A 21,881-nucleotide genomic window follows, 5' to 3' on the forward strand; every position below is an offset into this window, starting at 1 on the left:
GGGGTGACGGTTCTGATGAATCCGCCGTTCGGTGCCCAGACAGGCAACGAGGGCGCCGACCGCGCCTTTCTGGAAACCGCCGTCGATATCGCCGCCGTCTCCTACTCCGTCCACAACGCCGGCAGCGAATCGTTCGTGGAATCGTTCGCCGCCGACAACGGCGGCTCGGTGACCCACGCCTTCGCCGCGGAGTTCGACCTCCCGCGACAGTTCGACCACCACGAGGAGTCGACCCGAAGTATCGACACCGAAGTGTTCCGTATCGAGTGGGGACAGTGAGGCAAGTCACCTCGAGCGCTGGGCGATGCGGACGCGCGTCTCGCCGCGTTCGACAAAGAGGTCACGTTCGTCGCGTTCGACGGTGAGGCCGCCGACGGTCGTCTCCGTTCCGTTTGCGGGGATAGCCGCTCGGCCGAGCGTGTCGTTGTTCCGTGAAACGACGACATCGAAGCGAGCCTCGACTGGCTGAATGGAGACGTTCCGGCCGTCGATGCGGGCATCGGCGGTGGCTCGTTCGGCCCGGTAAACGACCGACTGTTCGTCGGCCGCGGCGGGGCCGAGACGGACGTTGTACGTCTGGTTGCCACCTGTGACCCGCCACGTCGTCCGGTTTGCGCGAACGTCTTCGTGCCACGTGAGACCGCCGAGTCGAACCGTCGCCGTCCCACGAGCGGCGAGTCTGCTCTTCGAGACTTCCTCCCACCAGATGTTCCGCTCCTCGGAGACGACGATGACGCCGCTGGCGTTGATTCGGTCCGTCGAGTTTCCGCCCGGGAGCGGGACGGCCGGGATGAACTGGTTTTCGACACCCTCGGCGTAAAAGACGGTGTAGTCGCCGACCTCGGTCGGTTCGGCGTCGTCGATACCGGCGCTGGCGTCGTCGACGGCGAAGAGATTCAGCGGGACGGCGACCAATGCGAGGGCGAACAGCGACGCGAGGACGAGACCGTACGCCGCTTCACGACGCGAGAGGTCGATGCTGGCGATGAGGTCACGCGTCGAGGCCGCCGCACCGCTTGCGATTAGCGCGGCCAAAAGGAAGACGAGTGCCGTCCCGAGCGCACGGAACAGCCGGAACGTCTCCGAACCCTCGATGATGTAGACGGCCCACAACCCCCGGTCGACAGCGAAGACGAGCGCGGCGAGCCACAGGTGCGTCGGGTTCGGGCGGATGCTTCGGCGGTAACACAGCGCGATAGCCAGCGTGACGCCGATGAACAGCCCCAGTGCGTGGCCCTGAATGGCGATGTTGGCCCACCACGGCCGGGAGAACGATTCAGCCGCGGTCTGTTGGAGTGTGGGGGACCGAAGCGAACTGTACACGAGGCTGACGACGCCGCTGACGAGCACTGCCACGAGCGTCGACAGCGGGTATCGAATCAGTGCGAACCCGACGAAGGCGAAGACGACGCCGGAGAAGCCGATGACCGGTCCGAGGGCGAACAGCGACGTGAGGACGGTCGCCGCGAACACGCCGCCGGTCCACGCGAGGATGCGCGCGAAGGGGTTCGTCCGGAGCGACGAAAACGACGAGCGACCGCGCTCGCGGGGGAAGTGACTCCAGGCGTACTCCGCGAGCGTTCCGAACACGAGCGTTCCGAGCAGATTACCGGTGACATGGCCCAATCCCGAGTGGGCAAACCCCGCCGTGAGCATCCCGGTCGGATAGAAGTACCCCCACGCGCGAAACGGGATGGTAACGGGGTTGTAAGGGTTCGCGAGGCCGTCCTGGACGAACAGATAGAACGCCGCGACGACCGCGACGACGAGGAGCGTCCCCCACGGAACGCCCAACACGAGTCGTTTCCGGGCGAGTCGCCCCCAGCGTCCGCCGGGCCGGGCGAGCGCGATAAGCGTCGAAAGCGAAACGAGAACGCCGACCGCGAGCACGACGTACCAGGCGACGGCCCAATCTGCCATACCCCCGACGAGGAGCGGGGGCGTCAAATAACTCGGCGGTTCGCCGAGGCGGTGCTACGGCTCGACGACCAGTTTCCCGAAGGCGTCCCGTTCGAGCATGTCGTCGAAGGCGTCGCCGGTCTCCGAGAGCGCGTATGTATCGCCGACGGGCGGTTCGAATTCGCCGTCGGCGAGCAGTTCGACGAGCGTCTCCAACTCGGGTTGGGTACCCATCGTCGAGCCGACGATGCGGTGGTGGTTGAGGAAGAACGGCGCGGGCTTGAACTGCGAGGAGCCGGCGGTCCGACCACAGATGACCATCGTGCCACCGCGGCGGAGGGCTTCGAGGCCGACCTGCGTGTACTCGCCGGAGAGATGATTGACCACCGCATCGACCGGGCCGAGCGAGCGTACTTCTCGGGTGAGTTCATCGGGGTCCGCCGAGTGAATCGTGTGCTCACAGCCGAGGTCACGTAAGCGTTCGAGTTTGCGCTCGGAGGTCGAGGTGCCGATTGCCGTCCCACCGAGCACGTCGGTGAGTTGGACCGCGGCGACGCCGACGCCACCGGTCGCGCCGGGGACGAACACGAGGTCCGTCGGCCCCACGTCGGCCTCCTGGAGCATGTGCCAGGCGGTGAGGTAGGCGGTCGGCAGCGCCGCGGCTTCACGGAACCCCACTCCGTCGGGGAGCTGAATCAGGCGGCTGGCGTCGACGGCAGCCTGCTCGGCGAGGGCGCCGTGGAACAGCATGAACTGCTCACAGAGGGTTTCGGGCCCCTCCCGGCAGAACTCACACTCCCCACAGGTCTGGTTCGGACACAACAGGACGCGGTCGCCCGCCTCGAGTCCGTGTACGTCGTCGCCGACTTCGCTCACGACGCCGGCAGCGTCGAGGCCGGAGACGAACGGCAGCGCACCCTCCGGAACCATCGCGGAGTCGCCCTGCAGAATCCAGAGGTCGTGACGGTTGATAGAGCAGGCACGAACGTCGACGACGGCTTCGTCGGCGGCCGGCGTCGGGTCCGGGCGCTCCTGTAGTTCGACTTCGTCTCCGTCGCCGAAAGCGGTGAACACGGCGGCTTGCATGGACGGGACTGTTCGGCGGAGGGGTTAGGTGTTCGGGATGCGGTGACAGTCATCACTCCTGGGTCGGCACCGCGAGTCGCCACCCGACCGTCGCCAGTAAGCCGAACCCGAAGGCGTTCAGCGTGCCGTGAAGCGACACCATTCGGGAGATGCTCAACCCCGCGAACCCGCGTCCGGTGAACGCCGTGAGGCCGTAGACGAGCGCCAAGAGCATCGAGACGGGAAGCGCCAGCGCCGACGCTGCAAGCAGAACTGCTTGCGGCCGCCGACGGGTCGGAGCAATCCGGAAGGCGATGTACCCGCCGAGCACCGCGACCGCGGCAGTGAAGACGCCGACTGCGAGGAGTTCGACGGCCGGGGAAAACGAGATGCCGACGGCGATTATCGCCGGGCCGACCGCGACGACGCCAGCGAGAGGTCGGTACAGGACGCCGTCGGCGTCGGCGACGGCACACCGGCCGACGAGGCCAGTCGTCACCGGAAGGACGAACCCGGCGTAGTGGAAGTGAACCGCCGTGAGGAGGACGATGACCGGCGAAAACCACAGCGTCAGACCGAGGTGATACAGGACGAGGGCGGCCGCACCGACCACGGTGTAGGCCAATCCAGCGTCGATGACTGTCTCGGCGAGCGGCCACGGCCCGCGGTCGGCGGTCCGGACGGTGGCGACGAGCGCCAACAGGATAGCAACGACCAACCAGGCCGACGCCATCGCGGCAGCCACAACGTCGGAGTCGACGACGAGCGACCCGGCGAACAGCGCCGCGCCGGCCGGCTGAGAAACGACGGCGGCCGCGTACAATCGGCCCGCGAGGCCGTCGAACGCCGGCGTCGCGGCGAAGCCGACGCCGAGGGGCACCAACACGAGCGGTGCGAGCGCGAGTGCTCGCTCGATGGGGTCGAGACCCAATCCGACGGCGAGGCCGACCCACAGTATCGCGCCGGCTATCGCGCTCAAATCGGTCAACGCGACGCCTCGAACCGACGGAGCGGTTCGATGCCGGGTCATTCCGGCGGGAGCGTCCAGAGGCCACGGGTCGGGCGGAGGTCCGCCGGCACCTCGTCCATCGGCTCTCGCTCCTGGGTGAACGCGCCGCGATACGACAGCACCTCTCCCGCGACCGTTTCGACCACTGCATCGACGTGATAGCTCTCGTCGGTCTCCTCGTAGCGGTCCCGGACTTCGACCGTCGCCGCCAGCGGCCCCGGCATCGGAAGATAGCGCCCCCGAACGCGGAGCCACTGGCGGCCGCCCTCGACGACGAGTGCGCCGTCCTCGACGCGGGGGTGGAGTTCGGAGACGATGTGGCCGCCCAAGCCGAGAAAGTCGAGCAGTCGCCCGGCGTCAGCGTCCCAGACGGTCAGCGAATCGAACCGTCGGCGTGTCGATTCGAACTCGAACTCTCGACGAGTGGTCATCACCTCGTGGCCGGCCTCGTCGCGGTAGGCGACGGTGGTCACCGAGAAGGGAACGTCGTCGCCGGATTCGGGAAAGAGTAGGTTCCGGGTCGGCATGGCGTACAGCACCGGGAGGAACTGCACGCCGCGCCGGATGTCCATCTCGCCGCGGCCGACGGTTGCGAACCCGTCTTCGGGGCCGATGCTGTAGCGTTGTCGCACCTTGGGGTGAAGGTCCTCGGCCTCGGAACCGAGCGCGCGTTCGTACACGCCCGTCATCGGTGGGTTGTCGTGAGGCGAGGAGGTGGAGAAACCGATTCGAGGCGTCGGGAGTGAGTCGATGGAGGTACGTCCATAGTGGCCTCTTCGAGCGGCCACGTCAAGAGGATTCCCCGAAGTCGGTGGCTTAGAGTTCCATCTCGCCGTCGATTATCATCTGAGCCTGTTCGGCGAGTGCAGGGACGCCCTCACGCATCTTCGGGTACATCGGGTCGTCGGAGTTGCCCTCCAGATACCGCCGGAAGAACATCTCCCCGAGGCCGGCGAGTTTGTAGACGGCGAGCACCCAGTAGAACTTCCAGTTGTCGAACTCGAAGCCGGTCTTCCGCTCGTAGCGCTCGACGAGGTCGCGGCGGGTGGGGTAGCCCTCGTTGCTCATGAACGTCGAGGCCAGCGTCGGCGTGGGCGGTTCGGGGTCCTTCTCCTCGCGCCAATACGAGAGCATCCACCCGAGGTCGGTGAAGGGGTCACCGAGCGTCGACATCTCCCAGTCGAAGATGGCCGCGATTTCGGGGTCATCCGAGGGCGCGAACATCACGTTGTCGAGTTTGTAGTCGCCGTGGACGAGCGTCGAGGGGTACTCGTCGTCGTCGGGGGCGTTCTCGGTGAGCCACGACATCACGTCGTACAGCGTCTCGACTTCGCGTTCCTCGGCGGTGACCTCGAAGGCCCACGTCAACTGCTCGGACCACCGGCGGACCTGCCGTTCGGTAAAGCCCGGTGGATAACCGAAGTCGCCGTGTTCGAGGCCGACCGATTCGTAGTCTACCTCGTGAATCTCGACGAGTCGGTCGACGAGTTCGTGGCCGATGGCCTCCCGTGCCTTGGGGTTTGCGAACCGTTCGGGTTCGGTGTCGCGGAGCACGTCACCGTCGGCTTTCTCCATCCCGTAGAAGTCACAGCCGAGAATCGAGTGGTCGTCGGTCGCAAAGACGGTCGTCGGGACCCGGACCTCGGTGTCCTGAAGCGCGTCGATGACGCGGTACTCCCGGAGTACGTCGTGGGCGTTCTCGGCGATGTCGCCCGGCGGCGGTCGCCGGATGACGAGTTCCTGCTCGCCCCACGTGACGAACAGCGTCTCGTTGGAGTGGCCCTCCTGGTGGTGGGAGACCTCGAAGGTCTCGGCGGGGCCGAGTTCCGATTCGAGGTACGCCTGCAGTTTCTCACGGTCGACGATGCGGTCGAAGTAGTCGGAGCTAGTGTCCGTCACCAGCCGACACCCTCCGAATTCGCTAACATTGTAAGGAGTTGTGTGCGACCCTGCCCCAAATATCTGCCGCCGTCGCCGCGACAACGGCCCGGGAGTTCGCCGGTTCTTTTACAATGTTGTGCCCTAAACGCTCCGGCATGGAGTACCACGACTCCCAGGAAGCGAAGGAACTCGCCGACCGCGCACGCGAGTTCGTCGACGACGTCGTCATCCCGACGGAACGCGAACACCTCGGCGGCGGACCCGTTGGCGAGGACGTCATCGAGGACCTCCGCGAGGAGGCCCGCGAGCGTGACATCTACTGCCCCCAAATCGACGAGGAACACGGCGGGATGGGGTATGACCTCTCGGACGTGTTGCCGCTGTTCGAGGAGGCCGGGCGTTCCCTTCTTGGCGCGTCGGCGATGCGCGTCGACGCCCCCGACGAGGGCAACATGCACACAATCGAGTTGGTCGGCACCGAGGCCCAGAAAGAAGAGTGGCTGGAACCGCTGGTCGCCGGCGACATCCGGTCGGCCTTCGGGATGACCGAACCGCGGGCCGGCGCCGGTTCGGACCCCAAGATGCTCAAAACGACCGCCGAGAAAGACGGCGACGAGTGGGTCATCAACGGCCACAAGTGGTGGACGACGCAGGGCAGCCACGCCGATGTCATCCTCGTGATGGCCGTCACCGACCCCGACGTCCACCCCTACAAGGGCGCCTCCATCATCCTCGTGCCCACCGATGCCGACGGCGTCGAGTTCGTCCGCGACATCCCCCATCTCGGTCCGGACCTCGACGGCCACGGCCACGCCGAATTCGAGTTCAACGATGTGCGCGTCCCCGAGGAGAACCTGCTGGGACAGGAGAACACCGGCTTCGCAATCGCCCAACAGCGACTCGGTCCCGCCCGCCTGACCCACTGCATGCGCTTCTCCGGAATGGCGACGCGGGCGCTCACCATCGCGAAGGCCTACATGAGCGAGCGGGAGGCGTTCGGCTCGTCGCTGTCGGACAAACAGTCGCTGCGCTACGACATCGCCGACAAGGAGACCGAGCTTCACGCCGCCCGGACGATGGTCCGTCACGCCGCCGAGGAAATCGCTCGTGGCGAACAGGCCCGCGTCCCCGTCTCGATGTCGAAGGTGTTCACCGCCAACGTCGCCCAGGAGACCATCGACCTCGCGATTCAGTGCTGTGGCGGCGCCGGCATCTCCCGTGACCTCCCGCTTGCGGACTTCTACGAGGGCGTCCGAGCCTTCCGTATCGTCGACGGCGCCGACGAGGTCCACCAGCGCGTCATCGCCCGCGACGCCTTCGAGGGCGCCGAGGAGAACGCCCACGAACTGGAGCGAACCCCCACGTTCTAAACCCACTTTTTGCACGCGAACCCATGTCGCGCGCTTCGGCGCGCGGTAGTCATCGTGCGCTACGGCGACTCGACGGCTACGCCGTCTCGTCGCCGCGAACCGTGCTCGCTTCGCTCGCACGGACACTCAGAAAAAAGAAAACATCAGAAGCATCCGCGAGCGCCGGAGGCGCGAGCGTTTTAAGCCCGAAACAAATTATTTGGCTAGCATCCGCCTCGGGGGCGTCCGTCAGGTCGCCCCCGAGGCGGTTCTCCGAGCGCGAACGGAGTGAGCACTCGGTAGCGCGCGCGGACTGAGGCGGCCGGAGGCCGCCGAAGGAGCACGCGCTATTTTTCCCCAAGTTTTTGCCGCGAGGCGCGGCGGAGCCGCGCCGAGCGTGCAAAAAGTGGGTGCTAGAAGGAGAAAAGGTCGATACCGCCGGTGACGCCGATGACCTGTCCAGTGATGTAGTTGGATTGTTCGGAGGCGAGGTAGGCGACGAGGTTCGAGACGTCCTCTTCCTTGCCGAGTTTCCGCATCGGGGTGGCCTTGGCGATGCGGGCGAAGTGTTCGTCGACCTGTTCGAGTTGGTCGATGGGGAGGTCCGCGAGTTGGCCGACGACGATGCTGGGGGCGATGATGTTGGAGGTGACGCCGTGTTGGGCGCCTTCGAGCGCGAGCGTCTTGCCGAAGCCGATGAGCGCCGCCTTCGTCGCCGAATACGAGAGCTGGCCGAAGCCGCCCTGCCAGCCGGCCATCGAGGACATCGAGATGATGCGACCGAAGCCGCGTTCCTTCATTCCGGGGTAGACTGCTTGCGTGATGTTGTAGGCGCCGGTGAGGTTGACGGCGATGTCGCGGTCCCAGATTTCGTCATCGAAGTCCTCGACTTTGTCGCGGGCGTCGACCATCCCGGCGTTGTTGACGAGGATGTCGATACCGCCGGTTTCCTCTTCGAGGGCGGCGACGGTGTCGGCGACGTCTTCGCGGTCGGTGAGGTCACACTCGACGGCGTGGGAGGTGCCGTCGTAGTCCTCCTCGATTTCGTCGGCGATGTTTTCGGCGGCTTCGTAGTTCACGTCGAGGACGACCACTTCGGCGCCCTCCTCGGCGAGTACGCGGCAGTCTTCGCTTCCGATGCGTCCGGCACCGCCAGTGACGAGGGCGGTTTTGTCGTCGAGTCCTAGGTCCATTGCAACACAGGTGTCTCCGGGTTTCGCTATAAGGATTTGGACGGTGATACGAGGGGCGTTTAGTAGGGGTCGTGGCAACGAGCGACGAACGCCTCAGTCCGAGACGCCGACGACCGCGAGTAACTCCCGCAGGGTTTCGAGTTCGTGGTCGGCCTCTGGGCCCCACCCTTCCTCGCCGTAGCCGGCGGCGGCGATGCCGAGCGCCGATGCCCCGGCGACGTCGTGGGAGTGGCGGTCCCCGACCATTACCGTCCGTTCGGGGTCCGCTTGGGTTGCGTCGAGGGCGTCTTGGAACATTCGCTCGTCGGGTTTCGTGTGCCCGACGGCTTCGGAGGTGGTGACGTGGGCGAAACACTCCCGGATGCCGAACGAGTCAAGCATGTTCTCGGCTTCGTGGGTGTCGATATCGGAGACGATGGCCTGCTCGATACCGGCGTCGGACAGCGTCTCGATGGTCTCGATTGCACCGTCTTCGGCGCGCAGCGTCGCCGCAGTACAGCGGTCGAAGGTTGCTCGCCACCCTTCCGGCGGGTCCCCGTCGAACAGCGCGGCCGTCGCCTTCCGGTAGCCCTCGCTTGCGGTTCGGTACTCGGTACCCTCCCGGCCGCGGAAGTGCTCGCCGAGGGCGGACTTCCAGTCGTCGAGTGCCGATTGGGCGTCGAGTTGGTGCTCGTCGGCGAGTTCGGCGACGAAGGCGGCGTACCCCTCCCGGACCGATGCGAGTTCGACGATGACGCCGCCGATGTCCCAGAAGACGGTGTCGTAGCGGCGGTCGTCGCTCACGGTTCGTAGTACCGAACGCCGTCGCGCAGTTCGCTGTCGAGTTCGCCGGTCGCATCGAGGTGGGCGAGCGCGCTCATCGTCTCGGGGATGAGGTACTTCACGTCGCGGTCGCCGGCGATGGCCATCGCGACGCCGGGGACAGTAGAGTAGCCGTCGGCGACGAGGTCGGTCACGCGTTCGAGGCGGTTATCGAGGCTGCCGCGGTCGCGTTCGACGGCGCCCGTGAGGTCCGTGTGGACGGCACCGTGTCCGGGATAGACGCGGTCGACGTCGAGTTCGGCGAGGCGGTCGAGAGCGGTGTAGAAGGCGTCGAACGCCTCGACGTGGCCGTCGTCGAGACCGTCGTGCATGACGACGGGGCGGAACGGCTGGATGCCCATGTCGCCGCCGAGCAGCACCGACTCGCCGTCGAGTTCGGTCGGATAGCTCAGGTGGTCGGCCTGGTGGCCGGGGACGTGCACGGCGTCGACTTCGATGTCGCCGATTTCGGTTCTGTCGCCGGGTTCTATCCACACGTCGACTGCCGTCGGTGGGAGAAGCTCTCGGTTCCGCTCCAGTGACTCGACGGCCATGTCGACAGCCATCTCCAGTTGCTCGTCGGGGAAGCCGGCCTGGGTGCAGTTCTCGCGGACGCGGGCTTCGAGGCCGTCCGGGTCCCGATTGAATCGTTCTTCGACGCTCGCGGGCGCGTAGACGGTCGGGTCGCCCTCCTCGAGTACCGTCGGAACGAGGCCGATGTGGTCGACGTGGGGGTGGGTGACGAGAACGTGTTCGATGTCGCCCGGTTCGTACCCCAACTCGGCGAGCTGTGAGCGAAACGCCGCTTCGTGGTCCGGGAGCGCGGCGTCGACGAGAATCGGCTCCGACCCCTCGATGAGGTAGCAGGCGACGTGGCCCGGCGGCCAGTCCACGTCGAACTCCAGTCGGCGGACGCTCCCCTGTTTGCTCCGTGTCTCCATTCAGCGGTAGAATGCGACCGTTCGGCATAAGAGTTTGTTTTAATAGTCAGCTGCCACACCTTCCAATGTTCAATATACTACCGAACGGACTTACCTTTATTAACGCTCCCTCGAAACGGGTCAGGCGTCACATGACAGCAGCAAACACCGGCGTCCACGCGGCGCGTGAGTATCGATGTTAGAGCAGTTCAGCGTCGACGGCAAGACGGCCGTCATCACGGGGTCGAGTCAGGGTATCGGCGCCGTCACCGCAAAGCGGTTCGCCGACGACGGCGCCAACGTCGTCGTCACCTCCCGGACACAGGAGAAAATCGACGAGGTCGCCGCCGAAATCAACGAGAGCGACCGGCCTGGCGAGGCCATCGCCGTCGAGTGCGACGTTCGCGACCGCGACAGCGTCGAGGCGCTCATCGAGGCCACCGTTGAGGAGTTCGGCAGCGTCGACTGCATGGTGAACAACGCAGGTGCCTCCTTCATGGCCGGCTTCGACGACATCTCCGAGAACGGCTGGAAGACCATCGTCGACATCAACCTCCACGGCACCTTCCACGGCGCCCAGGTCGCTGGCCAGCAGATGCAGAAACAGGAGTCGGGCGGCACCATCATCAACTTCGCCAGCGTCGCCGGGACGATGGGCTCTCAGTACATGAGCCACTACGGCGCCGCGAAGGCCGCCGTCGTCAACCTCACCACGTCGCTGTCGGCCAACTACGCCGACCACGACATCCGCGTCAACTGCATCGCTCCCGGCCTCGTCGGCACGGCAGGCGTCGCCTCCCAGATGGGTATCGACCCCGCGAACGTCGAACGAAGCGACATCGCCAAGGAGATGGGTCTCCCGGAGGAGATAGCCGATATCGTCCAGTTCCTCGCCAGCGACGCCTCCTCGTACATCGTCGGCGAAACCATTACGGCACAGGGCGTCCCGCCGTTAGAGGACTCCCAACTGTGATTCCCCAATGACCGAACGCGACGTGTTCCTCCCGGTCGCCGCACAGCCGAGCGTCGACGCGCTCGTCGAGCAGGCCCAACTCGGCGAGGAGTTGGGCTACGACACCGCGTGGCTCCCCGAGACGTGGGGTCGCGACGCCGTGACGACGCTCACCTGTATCGCCCGCGAGACGGAGACGATAGACATCGGCACCTCGATTATGCCGGTGTACTCCCGCTCGCCCGCGCTCATCGGCCAGAGTGCGGCGACGCTACAGGAGGTCTCGGAGGGCCGATTCCGACTCGGGCTCGGCCCCTCCGGTCCCATCGTCATCGAGAACTGGCACGGCGCGGAGTTCGGCAATCCCCTCCGTCGGACGCGGGAGACCGTCGACATCGTCAAGCAGGTCCTCTCCGGCGAGGAAGTCGAGTACGACGGGGAGTACTTCGACCTCGAAGGGTTCCGACTGCGCTGTGAGGCTCCCGACCCGGTTCCGCCCGTCGAGACGGCTGGAATGGGTCCGAAGGCGGTCGAACTCGCTGGCCGGTTCGCCGACGGCTGGCACGCGCTGATGTTGACGCGGGATGGTCTCCGGGACCGACTGGAGGACTTCGAACGCGGCTCGGAGATGGGCGACCGCGACCGTTCCGAACAGCGCGTCACGCTGTCGTTGACCTGTTGTGCCCTGGAGGACGAAGCAGAGGCGAAACGGCTCGCCAAACAGCACGCCGTCTTCTACCTCGGCGGTATGGGGACGTACTACCGCGACAACCTCGCCCGACAGGGCCACGAGGAGGTCGCCAACGCCATCTACGACAACTACCAGGACGGCGACCGCGAGGCCGCGATGGAAGCGCTGCCTGACGACCTCCTGGAACAGTTGGTCGTCTGGGGCACGCCCGAGGGGGCCCGCGAACACTTCGATCGATTCACCGATGTCGAGGGCGTCGAAGCCGTCTCGGTGTCGTTCCCACGGGCGGCGAATCTCGAACAAATCGAGTCGACGATGCGAGCACTCCAGCCGCGTTGACGCCCCTCCCGTTCGGCTCTGCCCTTACCGCTGTTTCCCATATCATTCCAAACCCTACCATTGTTCCCCAATAGAGCTGGTTAGTGCGAAACTGTTAGGAACTTTTGGATAGTTGAAGATTCACGCGGGGTTCTTAACCCCGGGGTCGTTTTGCGACTGTATGGCAGACCAAAAGCCACGACAATCGACACGTCGACGGTTTCTCGCAACGACCGGCCTCGGTGCCGGAGCGTTCGCCCTCGCCGGGTGTACCGGCGGCAACGGCGGAAACGGCGGTAACGGTGGTAACGGCGGCAATGGCGGCAACAGCGGTCCCGCACCCGGCTCGGACGGCAACCTCGTGATGACCACGTCGGGGTCGAGTACGACGGCCTACGCCGCGAGTCAGGGCCTCTCGGCCGCCGTCGAGGAGTACAGCGACGGCTCAGTCAGCATCGACGCCCGACCCAGCAACGGGACCGACGCCAACGTCGCTCGACTCGACCGCGAGGAGAGCGACATCGCCTACATCCAGAACTGGACGGCGGAGCGACTCCGACAGGGAGAGGCCCCGTTCGACGACCTTGGCTACGACCCCGTACAGGTGTTCCACCTGTACAACCTCCCGTGGATTTTCGCCACCGCCAACGCCGACTGGACATCGGTGACCGACATCGAATCCGACAGTCGCGTCGTCCCGACGCCGCGTGGCTCCGGGACCGCACCGGCACTGGAGCACGGCCTCAGTTTCGCCGTCGACGGCTACGAGCGCGTCAGCGTCGGCTACGGTGAGTTGGGCGGTGCGTTCAGCGAGGGCCGCATCGACTCCGCCGCGATTACCATCCTCAACGGCGACATCGAGCCCGGCTGGGTCCAAGAGATGAAGGGCAGCGTCGACCTTCGACTGCTCGGCTGGCCGGACGACGCCGTCGAGTCGATGCGTGAGGACCCCGGCCTGCTGATTCAGGACGTGGACATGACCTCCTTCGAGGGCTACGACTACACCCCGGACACCATCCCCTCTATCACGTTCGCCTACAACTTCATCAGCCGTCACGACCTCGATTACGACGCGGTCTACGCGCTGCTGGAGACGCTGTACGAGAACCGAGAGAACCTCTCGGAGTACAACGCCCTGCTGGGCTATCACGAAGAACCGGAGTACTGGGTCAGCGACATGTACGAGGGAATCCCGTTCCACCCCGCCGCCGCCGACTTCTACCAGGAAATCGGCGTCTGGAAAGACGAGTTCGAACGGTACGAGGAGTAGGCCATGGAGCGTGAGGCTCCACTCGGCGTCCGCGAGCGACTCGACCGACCGCCGGTCGAGTTGGGACTGCGGAGCATCATCTACGCCTTCGCCGTCTTCCTGACGCTGTACACCATCTACTACGCCTACACCCTGTTTTGGGTGCGCGTTCGCTTCGCGAACGTCTTCCTCGGGGTCGGCGTCGCGCTGTTCTACCTCGTCCAACTGCTGGAGAAACACGTCGCCAAACGGAGCGGGGACGGCCTCGTAGCCGAAACCGACGACACGGAGTCGTCGCTGTTCGAACACGGTCCGTGGAAGGCACTCGACGTGGTCATGCTTCTCGCCGGCGCCGTCGTGGCGCTGGCCTTGGCGGGATACGTCGAGTTCAACTTCGCACGACTGCTCGAAGACGCACCCATCTTCGGATGGACGACGACCGACTACTACGTCGGCGTCGCCGCGATGGTACTCGTCACAGACGCGACACGTCGGGCCTACGGCAACGTCATCGCTGGTGTCGTCGTCGCCGGCATCGCCTACGCCTTCGCCGGCCCCTACCTGCCGGGCGTGCTGTATCACACCGGCATGGACTGGCAACAGGTCGCCCGCAACGGTGCCATCGGCCTCACGGGCGTCTACGGCTTCATCCTCGAGGTCGGTACCACCGCGGTCGCCATCTTCCTGATGTTCGCCGGCATGGCGAAGGCCTACGGCCTGATGGACCTCGTGTTGAACCTCAGCCGCGAGGTGCGGAACGTCCTCGAGACCGGCGTCGTCCAAGTCGCCGTCGTCGGGAGCATGATAATGGGTTCAATCACGGGCAGCGCCGCGGCCAACACCGCGACGACCGGGAGCTTCACGATTCCGATGATAAAAGACCAGGGCGTCCGCGAGGACTTCGCGTGTGCCATCGAGTCGGTGGCCTCCAGCGGCGGCCAGATGCTGCCGCCCATCATGGGCGTCGCCGCCTTCCTCATGGCCGACATCCTGGGTATCCCCTACCTCGAAGTCGTCAAAGCCGGCCTCTTTCCGGCGCTTTTGTTCTACTTCAGCGTCGGCGCCGCGGTCCATCTCATCATCCACAAGTTCGACTGGACGACCGACGCCGAGGGAACCTTCGACAAGAGCATCCTACTGGACGGCATCCACTACGTCATCCCGCTTGGCGTCCTGTTGTACACGCTCGTCGTGTTGCGCTTCTCGCCGCTGAGCGCCGGGTTCTACACCATCGTCGCGCTCGTCCCCTCGGCGCTTCTCAAGCGACTCATCGACGCCTACCGCGGGGACGATGAGCCAGTCGAGGTCGCGGTCGATTTCACCGTCACGACCTTCGACGGTCTCCGGCAGGGTGCCGTCGACATGGCACCGCTGGTCGGCATCCTCGCCTCGCTCGGCATCGTCATCACCATGGTCGAACAGACCGGCCTCGGCGCTCGTATCAGTTTCCGGATGCTCGCGTTAGCCGGCGGGATTCTCGTCGTCCTCCTGCTGTTGGCGATGGCGACGAGCATCCTCTTCGGACTGGGGATGCCGACACCCGCCGCCTACATCGTCGTGGCAGCACTCGTCGCGCCGGCACTGACCACGAGCGAGACGTTCACCATCCAACCCCTGACCGCACACATGTTCGTGTTCTACTTCGCGATGCTGTCAGCGATTACGCCGCCGGTGGCTGTCGCCGTCGCCGTCGGCGCCCGCATCGCCGACTCGGACTTCCTGCAGTCGTGTAAGCAGGCACTCCGCATCGGCGCCCCCGGGTTCGTCATCCCCTTCGCGTTCGTCGCCAACGACGGCATCATCGTGTGGTCGTCGTCGACGCCCATCGATTTGCTCGTCGTGTTGGCCGGCACCGTCGCCGTCGTCGTCGCGACGGTCGGCTACGACGGCGCCAGCGACCTCGGGTGGCCACACCGCATCGTCTACCTCGTCATCGCCGGCGGGGCGATGTTCGGCCCACAGATGGTGCAACTCGGCACGGCCGGACTGCTCATGCTGACGCTCGCACTCGCGAACACCGGCCGACTGCCGGCCGTCGTCACTCCCTCTCGACAATGATAGAACCCACTAAAAGCGGCCGACTTCCGACGGAATCAACTATTTACCGACGGCCGCGGCAGGTAGCACCATGACCGACACCTACACGGGCGCCGACCTGTTCGTCGACGCGCTCGAGCAGTACGGCGTCGAACACGTCTTCGGCAACCCCGGAACGACCGAGTTGCCCATCATGAACGCGCTGTCCGAAAGCGACGTCGAGTACGCCCTCGGACTCCAAGAGGACGTTGCGACGGGGATGGCCGCCGGCTACGCCTCGACCCGACGCTACCACGCCGACGACGACCCCGAAATCTGCCCGGTTGGCGTCGCCAACCTTCACGTCACCCCCGGACTCGCACACGGCCTCGGCAACGTCTTCGGTGCGATGTACGGCGGCGTCCCGATGGTCGTCACGGCGGGCAACCACGAACTCGACTTCCGCCACGAGGAACCCATCCTCACCGGCGACTTAGAACAGATGGTCGAGCAGTTCTGTAAGTACTCCGCCGAGGTGACCCACATCGACGCCTTGCCGATGCTCGTCCGCCGGGCGTTCCGCGTCGCGATGACGCCGCCGACCGGTCCCGTCTTCCTCGCGCTGCCGGCCGACGTGATGATGACCGAGACGGACGCCGACCCCGAGCGACTCGGCCCGATTCCCGACGCCGGCGGGGGCGACCCGGCTCAAATCGAGGCCGCCGCCGACCAACTCCTCGAGGCCGACCAGCCCGTCCTCGTGTTGGGCGACCACGTCGCCCGCGCAGGCAAGGACGCCGTCGACGCCGCCGTCCGACTCGCCGAGGCGACCGGCGCACGCGTCCACGGCGAAATCCTCGCCAGCGAGGTGAACTACCCGACCGACCACCCGCAGTGGATTTCCTTCATCGGGCCCGACGAGGGCATCGCCTCGATGCTGATGGACACCGACACGCTGGCGCTCGTCGGCACCTCGACCAACACGACGCTGTTGCACCACGAGAACCCGCTCGTCTCCGAGGACACGACGACGATTCATGTCTCCAGCGACCCCTGGGAGGTCGGCAAGAATCACCCCGCCGACTCGGCAGTCATCGGCGACCCCGGCCGCGTGATGGACGCCATCGCCGAGCGCGTCGAGGACCGTCTCGACGAGGAGGAGCGGCAGTCCCGCATCGACTACGTCGAGACGATGAAAGCCAGCCTCGAAGCGACGATGAAGGACCTCGGCGAGGACGAGACACCGGAGGGCGACACCCGGTCGTCGAAGGCCGAACTCGTCGACAACATGAAAGCCGTCGACCCGGACACCTACATCGTCGACGAGGGCGTCACCTCGAAGTTCGCCCTCCTCACCCGATTCCCGATGGAACCCGAACAGTACCTCTCGAACAAGGGTGGCGGCCTCGGCTACGGGCTACCCGCCGCCGTCGGCGCGGCCTTCGCCGAATCCCTGCAGGACGACCCCCGAAACGTCGTCGGCTACATCGGCGACGGGTCGTATCTGTACTACCCCCACTCGATGTACACGGCGGCCCGTCACGACCTCGATATGACCGTCGTCGTCCCCGACAACCGCAACTACCGCATCCTCAAGGACAACACCGTGAAGATGATGGGCGGTGAGGAAGACGACTACGAGTTCGTCGGCATGGACTTCGAACCCCACGTCGACATCCCGAAGAACGCCGAGAGCCACGGTGCCCGTGGCCACCTCGTCGAGACGCCCGAGGAGTTCCCCGAGGTGTACGAGGAGGCGCTCGAAAGCGAGGGGCCGGACGTCATCGACGTGTTGGTCCACGACTGACCGACTCGCTTCGGTCTCCTCTTTGTCACCGCGAAACGCCAGCGATTTCACGCGACGACCGTTACTCGATATCGTGTCACGGCTCTACGCTACTGCCCTGTTCGCCGCGCTGGCGACGATGTGGGGGCTGTCCTTCCCCGCAATCAGCGTCGGTCTCGAATTCATCCCGCCGCTGCTGTTCGCCGCCTTCCGCTACGACGTTGCGGCGGTTCTACTGCTCGGCTACGCTATCCTGACGACCGACAGTTGGCGCCCCGTGGGCCGCAACAACGCCGAGGCCATCGTCGGCGGCGGTCTCTTTCTCGTCGCCGGCAACGGTCTGCTGTTCGTCGGCCAACAGACCGTCCCCAGCGGCGTCGCCGCCATCCTGCAGGCGCTGGTCCCCATCGCGACGGCGCTGTGGGCGCTCGGCATGCTCGGTGAGCGACTCACCGGCGCCGGAGCCATCGGCGTCGTTCTCGGATTTCTCGGTATCGGCCTCATTGTCCGACCAGACCCTGGGAACTTGCTCGCCGGCGACACCGTCGGACGGCTCCTCATCGTCGGACAGGTCGTAAGCGTTGCCCTAGGCGGCGTGTTGGTACAGCGGGCCGGGCCGACGATGGAGCGGGTCGCACTCACCGGGTGGTCGATGCTGCTCGGCGGCGTGACGCTGCATCTCGGCAGTCTCGCCGTCGGCGAAGTCCCGACGGGAGCGATTGCCGCCCCGACGGCGCTCGGCGCGGTCGTCTACCTCGGTGTGTTCTCGACGGCCATCGCCTTCGTCATCTACTTCACCTTGCTCGAAGAGCGCGGGGCCTTCGAGACGAGCCTCGTCGCCTACCTCGTCCCCGTCGTCGCCACCGTCGCCGGCGTCGTCCTCCTCGGCGAGACCATCAGTCCGCTCTCTATCGTGGGATTCGCCATCGTGTTCTTCGGCTTCGTGCTGTTGAAACGGCGGGCCCTCGCCGACCTCATCGACTCAACCGGAAAGTGAGTCCCCTCGCAGGGGTATCGCGTCAGTAGTAGCCGCGGACGTTGCTGGAGCCGATAGCCGCCGCCGAACCGAGATACCCCAACACCGCACCACACTCTTTACACTCCAGTTGGGTGTGCTGTTGGGCGCCGGCGTCGACGTCGACGTTCCCGTCGAATATCTCTTCGAGCAGTATCTGTTTGCCGGCGGGCGTATCGTTGTCGGCGCCGCAGTCGAGACACTTCATCTCAGCCCCCCGCCGCCGCGCCGACGGCCAGATAGCCGAGGACGGCCTCGCAGTTGGGACACTCCAACTGGACGTGCTCTTGGGCGCTGACGTCGATGTCGCCGGCCTCCTCGCTGAAGAACTCGTCGACGCGAATCGTGGCCGCGTTCGGTACCTCCATCTCCTCTTGACAGTGCGGACAGTGTGTCACGCCCGGGGGAACGGACGCGGTGAGTATAGTGATTGTGCCGACTTCGGCCCGTCAGCGGACGGCGCCGTCCTCGCGGAGGCGTTCGATATCCTCCTCGGCGAGTCCCGCGGCTTCGAGGAGTTCGTCGGTGTGTTCGCCGTGGCCCGGCGTGTCGACGGTCGCCGAATGCTCGATATCGGAGCCACACAGCGGGAACCCGACACGTGGGGGGCCGTCGTCGGGCCGTTCGACGTATCCCCGGGCCTCGATTTGGGGGTGGTCGAAGGCTTCGGCCGGCGAGTAGACGCCGTCGACGGCGGCGTCCACGTCGGCCATCGTCTCGGCCCACTCGTCCCGCGTTCGCTCGGCGAAGATGGCTTCGAGTTCCTCCCGGACCGCCTGCCGTTCGGCGGGGTCGTTGGTCATGTGCTTGCCGATGAGTTCGGGTCGGTCGACGGCCTCACAGAACGCGCTCCAGAACTGCGGTTCGAGCGCGCCCAACGTGACGTACTTGCCGTCGGCGGCCTCGTAGACGTCGTACCACGGGTACTCGCCGGTCAGCGGCGTCTCACCCGGCCGTGGGTCATCCCCGGCGAGGGCTTGGGGAGCGAGTGCCTGCGAGAAGGAGACGACGGCGTCGGTGAGCGCCACGTCGAGATACTCCCCGCCGGTGTTGCCGAGTTCCCGCGAGAGCAGCGCCGAACACACCGAGTAGGCGGCGAGCAGTCCCCCCGCCATATCGGCGATTTGATACCCCGGCATCCGCGGTTTCTCCTCGTCGTCGTCGCGAGTCATGTCAAGCAGGCCCGCCAGCCCGATGTAGTTGAGGTCGTGGCCAGCGATGTCGGCGTGGGGGCCCTCCTGTCCGTACCCCGTCAGCGAGCAGTACACGAGGTCATCGCGGTGTTCGGTGAGCGTGTCGTAGTCGACGCCGAGGCGTTCGGTGACGCCCGGGCGGAAACTCTCGATAACTACGTCGGCGTCTTCGACGAGCGCGTAGAACGCCTCGCGGCCGCCCTCGCTTTTGAGGTCGAGGGCGACGCTTCGTTTGCCACGGTTGACGGCGTCGAAGACGGCGCCGACACCGGCTTCCGTCGTCGGCGGCATGTGCCGTGCGTAGTCGCCCGAGCCGGTGTCCTCAATCTTCACCACGTCGGCGCCGGAGTCGGCGAGCAATTGCGTCGCGTACGGGCCGGGGAGCAGTCGCGTGAGGTCGAGCACGCGAACGCCATCGAGTCGCATGGATTCGGGTCGGTGCCTCGCCACATAAGCCTGCCGTCAGCCGGGAACCGTCCGTGCGTGGTTTGTTTAAATGCCCCTGCCAGACGGCGCGCAGGGTTCAAGAGGCGGCCGTCGTATGTGGTGGTATGGCAACACAGGAAGCCCAACCCACGGGCGTCAGTTTCGAGACGGACGAGGAGACGAGTCTCATCCTCTCCAGTCTGGAGGAGTTCATCGAGCAGGAGGTCGAACCCATCGAGAGCGAGTTGGGCGAGACGTGGTCGAACCCACGGAAGCGACACGAGGACGATGGTCGTCTCGTCCCCGAAGTTCAGGAGGCGATACAGGAGGTCCGCAAGAAGAGCGCCGACGCCGGCTTCTACGCGATGAACCTCCCCGAAGACGTGGGCGGTGAGGGCGTCTCCAACGTCACGTGGTATCGCGCCATCAAACACGTCGCTTCCACGGGGCCGGGACTCTCCGAATACGTCCTCGCCGGACCCGAAGGGCCGAAACCGTTGCTCGCACAGGCGGAGGGCGACCAAATCAAGGAGTACCTCCTGCCCTGCGTTCGCGGCGAGAAATCGACCGCCTTCGCCCAGACGGAGCCCGGCGTCGGGTCGGACTCCCCGAACATGTCGACGACGGCCGAGAAAGACGGCGACGAGTGGGTCATCAACGGCTCCAAACAGTGGATTACGAACGCCCCCTACGCCGACTTCGTGCAGGTGTTCGCCCGCACCTCGCCCATCGAGGAGATGGGACGGTACGGCGGCATCACCTGCTTCATCGTCGAGGCCGACGAGTACGAGGTCACCTCGATGAACAACGCCGTCGGCATGACGGGGATGCAGGGTGAAATCTCGCTCGACGACACGCGCATCCCCGAGGACCGCGTCCTCGGCACCGAGGACGGCGCCTTCTACGACGCCATGGAGTTCCTCTCGCTGGGCCGGCTCGAAATCGGCGGCCGCGCGCTGGGCCACTCGGAATTCCTCCTCGAGAAGGGCACCGAGTACGCCAACGAACGGGAGGCCTTCGGCCGCCCCATCGGGAAGTTCCAGGGTGTCTCGCACAAACTCGCCCGCGGGAAGGCCGACGCCTTCGCAGCCGACGCCGCCGCGCTCCGACTCGCGTGGCTGATGGACAACGGCGAGCAGGCGATTCAGGAGTCCTCCATCGTCAAGTATCTCGCCTCGAACGTCATGTTTGACATCGCCGACGACGTGGTGCAGGTCCACGGCGGCAACGGCCTCTCGGAGGACAACCCCTTCATGAGCGAACTCCAGACAGCCCGTGTCCTGCGTATCGTTGAGGGAACCGACGAGATTCAGTTGAACACCATCGCCAAAGAGTTGGGCGTCAACTGACACCGTCGCCGCTCGCTCGGCCCGGTGGCCCTCGTTCGCGTTACAACTCCTCGACGGCCTCTTCGACTTCCTCCCGCGGAACCGGGTGAATCCACTACTTCCGGCCTTTTTCTTCGTCGGGTGTGCTCGCTCCGCTCGCACACCTCTCCTCGAAAAACGTCGATGAAAAAGCGCTCGCTCGGCCCGGTGGCCTCGCTCGCGTTACAACTCCTCGACGGCTTCCTCGACTTCCTCCCGAGGAACTGGATGAATCCACTCTTCGGTGTCCCAAGCGTACTGCACTTCTCCGTCGCCGTCGATGACGAAGACGGCCCGACGTGGCGTTTTGGTCCCGGCCATCCCCTGCCGTTCGACGAGCAGGTCGAAGGCTTCGGCGGCGTCACCGTTGAGGTCCGAGAAAATGGAGAACGGACTGTCGAGTTGTCTGAGGAACTCGTTTATCGAGTAGGGGCCGTCCCGGACGATGCCGTAGACGGGAACGGGAAACTCGTCCCAACCGGCGTCGTCGTAGCGACGCCACCAGTTCTGTGCGATGGCCGAGAAGACGAAGCCGTCGAAGACGAGAACCGCACCGCCATCGAGCGCGTCGTCGAGTGTTCGAGGACGGAACGTCTCGCCGTCACACAGCAGTGCCTCGAAATCGGGGGCGTCGTCGCCGGCAGATGGTGGCATACCACGTCAACCGGCGCCGGACCCTTAAACACGCCGCCAGTGTCCGGTCGACGCGGGTCGCCGTCGGGTTTTTGCCCTCCCGCGACGAGGTGTGTGT

At 65.7% G+C, this 21,881-nt stretch carries 20 protein-coding genes and 1 pseudogene; 9 read left to right on the plus strand and 12 right to left on the minus strand.

Annotated elements, in window-relative coordinates; translation table 11 throughout:
- A pseudogene (locus tag GJ631_RS12635) lies at positions 1–279 on the plus strand (METTL5 family protein); the annotation flags it as partial.
- Between the two features lie 6 nt (positions 280–285).
- On the opposite strand, the gene GJ631_RS12640 reads toward GJ631_RS12635, so the two are convergent.
- From GJ631_RS12640 to GJ631_RS12660, 5 genes are all read right to left on the minus strand, one after another.
- On the minus strand, positions 286–1,920 hold the full coding sequence (locus GJ631_RS12640) for a rhomboid family intramembrane serine protease (RefSeq protein ID WP_156709503.1): 1,635 nt from the start codon (positions 1,918–1,920) through the stop codon (positions 286–288).
- Positions 1,921–1,974: 54 nt separating this feature from the next.
- Complete coding sequence (locus tag GJ631_RS12645; protein WP_156709504.1) at positions 1,975–2,985, minus strand: alcohol dehydrogenase catalytic domain-containing protein; 1,011 nt, start codon at positions 2,983–2,985, stop codon at positions 1,975–1,977.
- A gap of 52 nt (positions 2,986–3,037) precedes the next feature.
- Positions 3,038–3,994, minus strand: a complete 957-nt coding sequence (locus GJ631_RS12650; protein WP_156709505.1) for a YndJ family protein — start codon at positions 3,992–3,994, stop codon at positions 3,038–3,040.
- On the minus strand, positions 3,991–4,662 hold the full coding sequence (locus GJ631_RS12655) for a DUF4166 domain-containing protein (RefSeq protein WP_156709506.1): 672 nt from the start codon (positions 4,660–4,662) through the stop codon (positions 3,991–3,993). Before GJ631_RS12655 ends, GJ631_RS12650 begins: the two co-directional genes overlap by 4 nt.
- Positions 4,663–4,789: 127 nt before the next feature.
- Positions 4,790–5,872 (minus strand): phosphotransferase family protein, encoded by a 1,083-nt coding sequence (locus GJ631_RS12660; protein ID WP_370518665.1) that lies wholly within the window; start codon positions 5,870–5,872, stop codon positions 4,790–4,792.
- A 137-nt stretch (positions 5,873–6,009) separates the two neighbouring features.
- Between GJ631_RS12660 and GJ631_RS12665 the strand changes: the two genes are divergently transcribed.
- A complete protein-coding gene (locus tag GJ631_RS12665) occupies positions 6,010–7,224 on the plus strand; it encodes an acyl-CoA dehydrogenase family protein (protein WP_156709507.1) in 1,215 nt (404 codons plus the stop codon).
- Between the two features lie 392 nt (positions 7,225–7,616).
- On the opposite strand, the gene GJ631_RS12670 is transcribed toward GJ631_RS12665, so the two are convergent.
- The 3 genes from GJ631_RS12670 to GJ631_RS12680 all read right to left on the minus strand — a co-directional run bounded on the left by GJ631_RS12670 (position 7,617) and on the right by GJ631_RS12680 (position 10,138).
- Positions 7,617–8,396, minus strand: a complete 780-nt coding sequence (locus GJ631_RS12670) for an SDR family NAD(P)-dependent oxidoreductase (RefSeq protein ID WP_156709508.1) — start codon at positions 8,394–8,396, stop codon at positions 7,617–7,619.
- Positions 8,397–8,489: 93 nt separating this feature from the next.
- Positions 8,490–9,179: an HAD-IA family hydrolase gene (locus tag GJ631_RS12675; protein WP_156709509.1), complete on the minus strand. Its 690-nt coding sequence runs from the start codon at positions 9,177–9,179 to the stop codon at positions 8,490–8,492.
- Entirely contained in the window at positions 9,176–10,138 is a 963-nt protein-coding gene (locus tag GJ631_RS12680) for an MBL fold metallo-hydrolase (RefSeq protein ID WP_156709510.1), read from the minus strand. The genes GJ631_RS12675 and GJ631_RS12680 overlap by 4 nt, the downstream gene beginning before the upstream one ends.
- 175 nt (positions 10,139–10,313) lie before the next feature.
- Between GJ631_RS12680 and GJ631_RS12685 the strand changes: the two genes are divergently transcribed.
- The 6 genes from GJ631_RS12685 (at position 10,314) to GJ631_RS12710 (ending at position 18,126) form a co-directional block, all read left to right on the plus strand.
- Entirely contained in the window at positions 10,314–11,090 is a 777-nt protein-coding gene (locus tag GJ631_RS12685) for an SDR family NAD(P)-dependent oxidoreductase (protein ID WP_156709511.1), read from the plus strand.
- Between the two features lie 7 nt (positions 11,091–11,097).
- On the plus strand, positions 11,098–12,099 hold the full coding sequence (locus GJ631_RS12690) for a TIGR04024 family LLM class F420-dependent oxidoreductase (protein ID WP_156709512.1): 1,002 nt from the start codon (positions 11,098–11,100) through the stop codon (positions 12,097–12,099).
- Between the two features lie 160 nt (positions 12,100–12,259).
- Positions 12,260–13,348 (plus strand): TAXI family TRAP transporter solute-binding subunit, encoded by a 1,089-nt coding sequence (locus GJ631_RS12695; RefSeq protein ID WP_197425046.1) that lies wholly within the window; start codon positions 12,260–12,262, stop codon positions 13,346–13,348.
- A 3-nt stretch (positions 13,349–13,351) separates the two neighbouring features.
- The gene (locus GJ631_RS12700) at positions 13,352–15,385 is read left to right on the plus strand and encodes a TRAP transporter fused permease subunit (protein WP_156709513.1); all 2,034 of its coding nucleotides are present in this window, start codon (positions 13,352–13,354) and stop codon (positions 15,383–15,385) included.
- Between the two features lie 70 nt (positions 15,386–15,455).
- Positions 15,456–17,150 carry a thiamine pyrophosphate-binding protein gene (locus GJ631_RS12705; protein WP_156709514.1) on the plus strand — a complete coding sequence of 565 codons (1,695 nt, stop codon included), beginning with the start codon at positions 15,456–15,458 and terminating at the stop codon, positions 17,148–17,150.
- A 73-nt stretch (positions 17,151–17,223) separates the two neighbouring features.
- Positions 17,224–18,126, plus strand: coding sequence for a DMT family transporter (locus GJ631_RS12710; protein ID WP_370518666.1), 903 nt, complete (start codon positions 17,224–17,226; stop codon positions 18,124–18,126).
- Between the two features lie 22 nt (positions 18,127–18,148).
- Here the strand turns inward: GJ631_RS12710 and GJ631_RS12715 are convergent, their stop codons facing one another.
- From GJ631_RS12715 to GJ631_RS12725, 3 genes are read right to left on the minus strand one after another with little or no spacing between them, the layout of a single operon-like run.
- Entirely contained in the window at positions 18,149–18,352 is a 204-nt protein-coding gene (locus GJ631_RS12715; protein WP_156709515.1) for a hypothetical protein, read from the minus strand.
- A 1-nt stretch (position 18,353) separates the two neighbouring features.
- Positions 18,354–18,542: a hypothetical protein gene (locus GJ631_RS12720; protein WP_156709516.1), complete on the minus strand. Its 189-nt coding sequence runs from the start codon at positions 18,540–18,542 to the stop codon at positions 18,354–18,356.
- A 51-nt stretch (positions 18,543–18,593) separates the two neighbouring features.
- Entirely contained in the window at positions 18,594–19,763 is a 1,170-nt protein-coding gene (locus tag GJ631_RS12725; protein ID WP_156709517.1) for a CaiB/BaiF CoA-transferase family protein, read from the minus strand.
- 125 nt (positions 19,764–19,888) lie between these two features.
- Between GJ631_RS12725 and GJ631_RS12730 the strand changes: the two genes are divergently transcribed.
- The gene (locus GJ631_RS12730; protein WP_156709518.1) at positions 19,889–21,112 is read left to right on the plus strand and encodes an acyl-CoA dehydrogenase family protein; all 1,224 of its coding nucleotides are present in this window, start codon (positions 19,889–19,891) and stop codon (positions 21,110–21,112) included.
- Between the two features lie 201 nt (positions 21,113–21,313).
- Here the strand turns inward: GJ631_RS12730 and GJ631_RS12735 are convergent, their stop codons facing one another.
- Positions 21,314–21,784, minus strand: a complete 471-nt coding sequence (locus GJ631_RS12735) for a peroxiredoxin family protein (RefSeq protein WP_156709519.1) — start codon at positions 21,782–21,784, stop codon at positions 21,314–21,316.
- Between the last annotated feature and the right edge of the window lie 97 nt (positions 21,785–21,881).

It is taken from the genome of Natronomonas sp. CBA1123 (genome assembly GCF_009741925.1).
Classification (GTDB): Archaea; Halobacteriota; Halobacteria; order Halobacteriales; family Haloarculaceae; genus Natronomonas.

Coding starts and splice junctions, on each gene's coding strand:
- GJ631_RS12640 (WP_156709503.1), bottom strand. CDS start 1,920: ATGGCAGATTGGGCCGTCGCCTGGTACGTCGTGCTCGCGGTCGGCGTT.
- GJ631_RS12645 (WP_156709504.1), bottom strand. CDS start 2,985: ATGCAAGCCGCCGTGTTCACCGCTTTCGGCGACGGAGACGAAGTCGAA.
- GJ631_RS12650 (WP_156709505.1), bottom strand. CDS start 3,994: ATGACCCGGCATCGAACCGCTCCGTCGGTTCGAGGCGTCGCGTTGACC.
- GJ631_RS12655 (WP_156709506.1), bottom strand. CDS start 4,662: ATGACGGGCGTGTACGAACGCGCGCTCGGTTCCGAGGCCGAGGACCTT.
- GJ631_RS12665 (WP_156709507.1), top strand. CDS start 6,010: ATGGAGTACCACGACTCCCAGGAAGCGAAGGAACTCGCCGACCGCGCA.
- GJ631_RS12670 (WP_156709508.1), bottom strand. CDS start 8,396: ATGGACCTAGGACTCGACGACAAAACCGCCCTCGTCACTGGCGGTGCC.
- GJ631_RS12680 (WP_156709510.1), bottom strand. CDS start 10,138: ATGGAGACACGGAGCAAACAGGGGAGCGTCCGCCGACTGGAGTTCGAC.
- GJ631_RS12685 (WP_156709511.1), top strand. CDS start 10,314: ATGTTAGAGCAGTTCAGCGTCGACGGCAAGACGGCCGTCATCACGGGG.
- GJ631_RS12690 (WP_156709512.1), top strand. CDS start 11,098: ATGACCGAACGCGACGTGTTCCTCCCGGTCGCCGCACAGCCGAGCGTC.
- GJ631_RS12695 (WP_197425046.1), top strand. CDS start 12,260: ATGGCAGACCAAAAGCCACGACAATCGACACGTCGACGGTTTCTCGCA.
- GJ631_RS12700 (WP_156709513.1), top strand. CDS start 13,352: ATGGAGCGTGAGGCTCCACTCGGCGTCCGCGAGCGACTCGACCGACCG.
- GJ631_RS12705 (WP_156709514.1), top strand. CDS start 15,456: ATGACCGACACCTACACGGGCGCCGACCTGTTCGTCGACGCGCTCGAG.
- GJ631_RS12715 (WP_156709515.1), bottom strand. CDS start 18,352: ATGAAGTGTCTCGACTGCGGCGCCGACAACGATACGCCCGCCGGCAAA.
- GJ631_RS12725 (WP_156709517.1), bottom strand. CDS start 19,763: ATGCGACTCGATGGCGTTCGCGTGCTCGACCTCACGCGACTGCTCCCC.
- GJ631_RS12730 (WP_156709518.1), top strand. CDS start 19,889: ATGGCAACACAGGAAGCCCAACCCACGGGCGTCAGTTTCGAGACGGAC.
- GJ631_RS12735 (WP_156709519.1), bottom strand. CDS start 21,784: ATGCCACCATCTGCCGGCGACGACGCCCCCGATTTCGAGGCACTGCTG.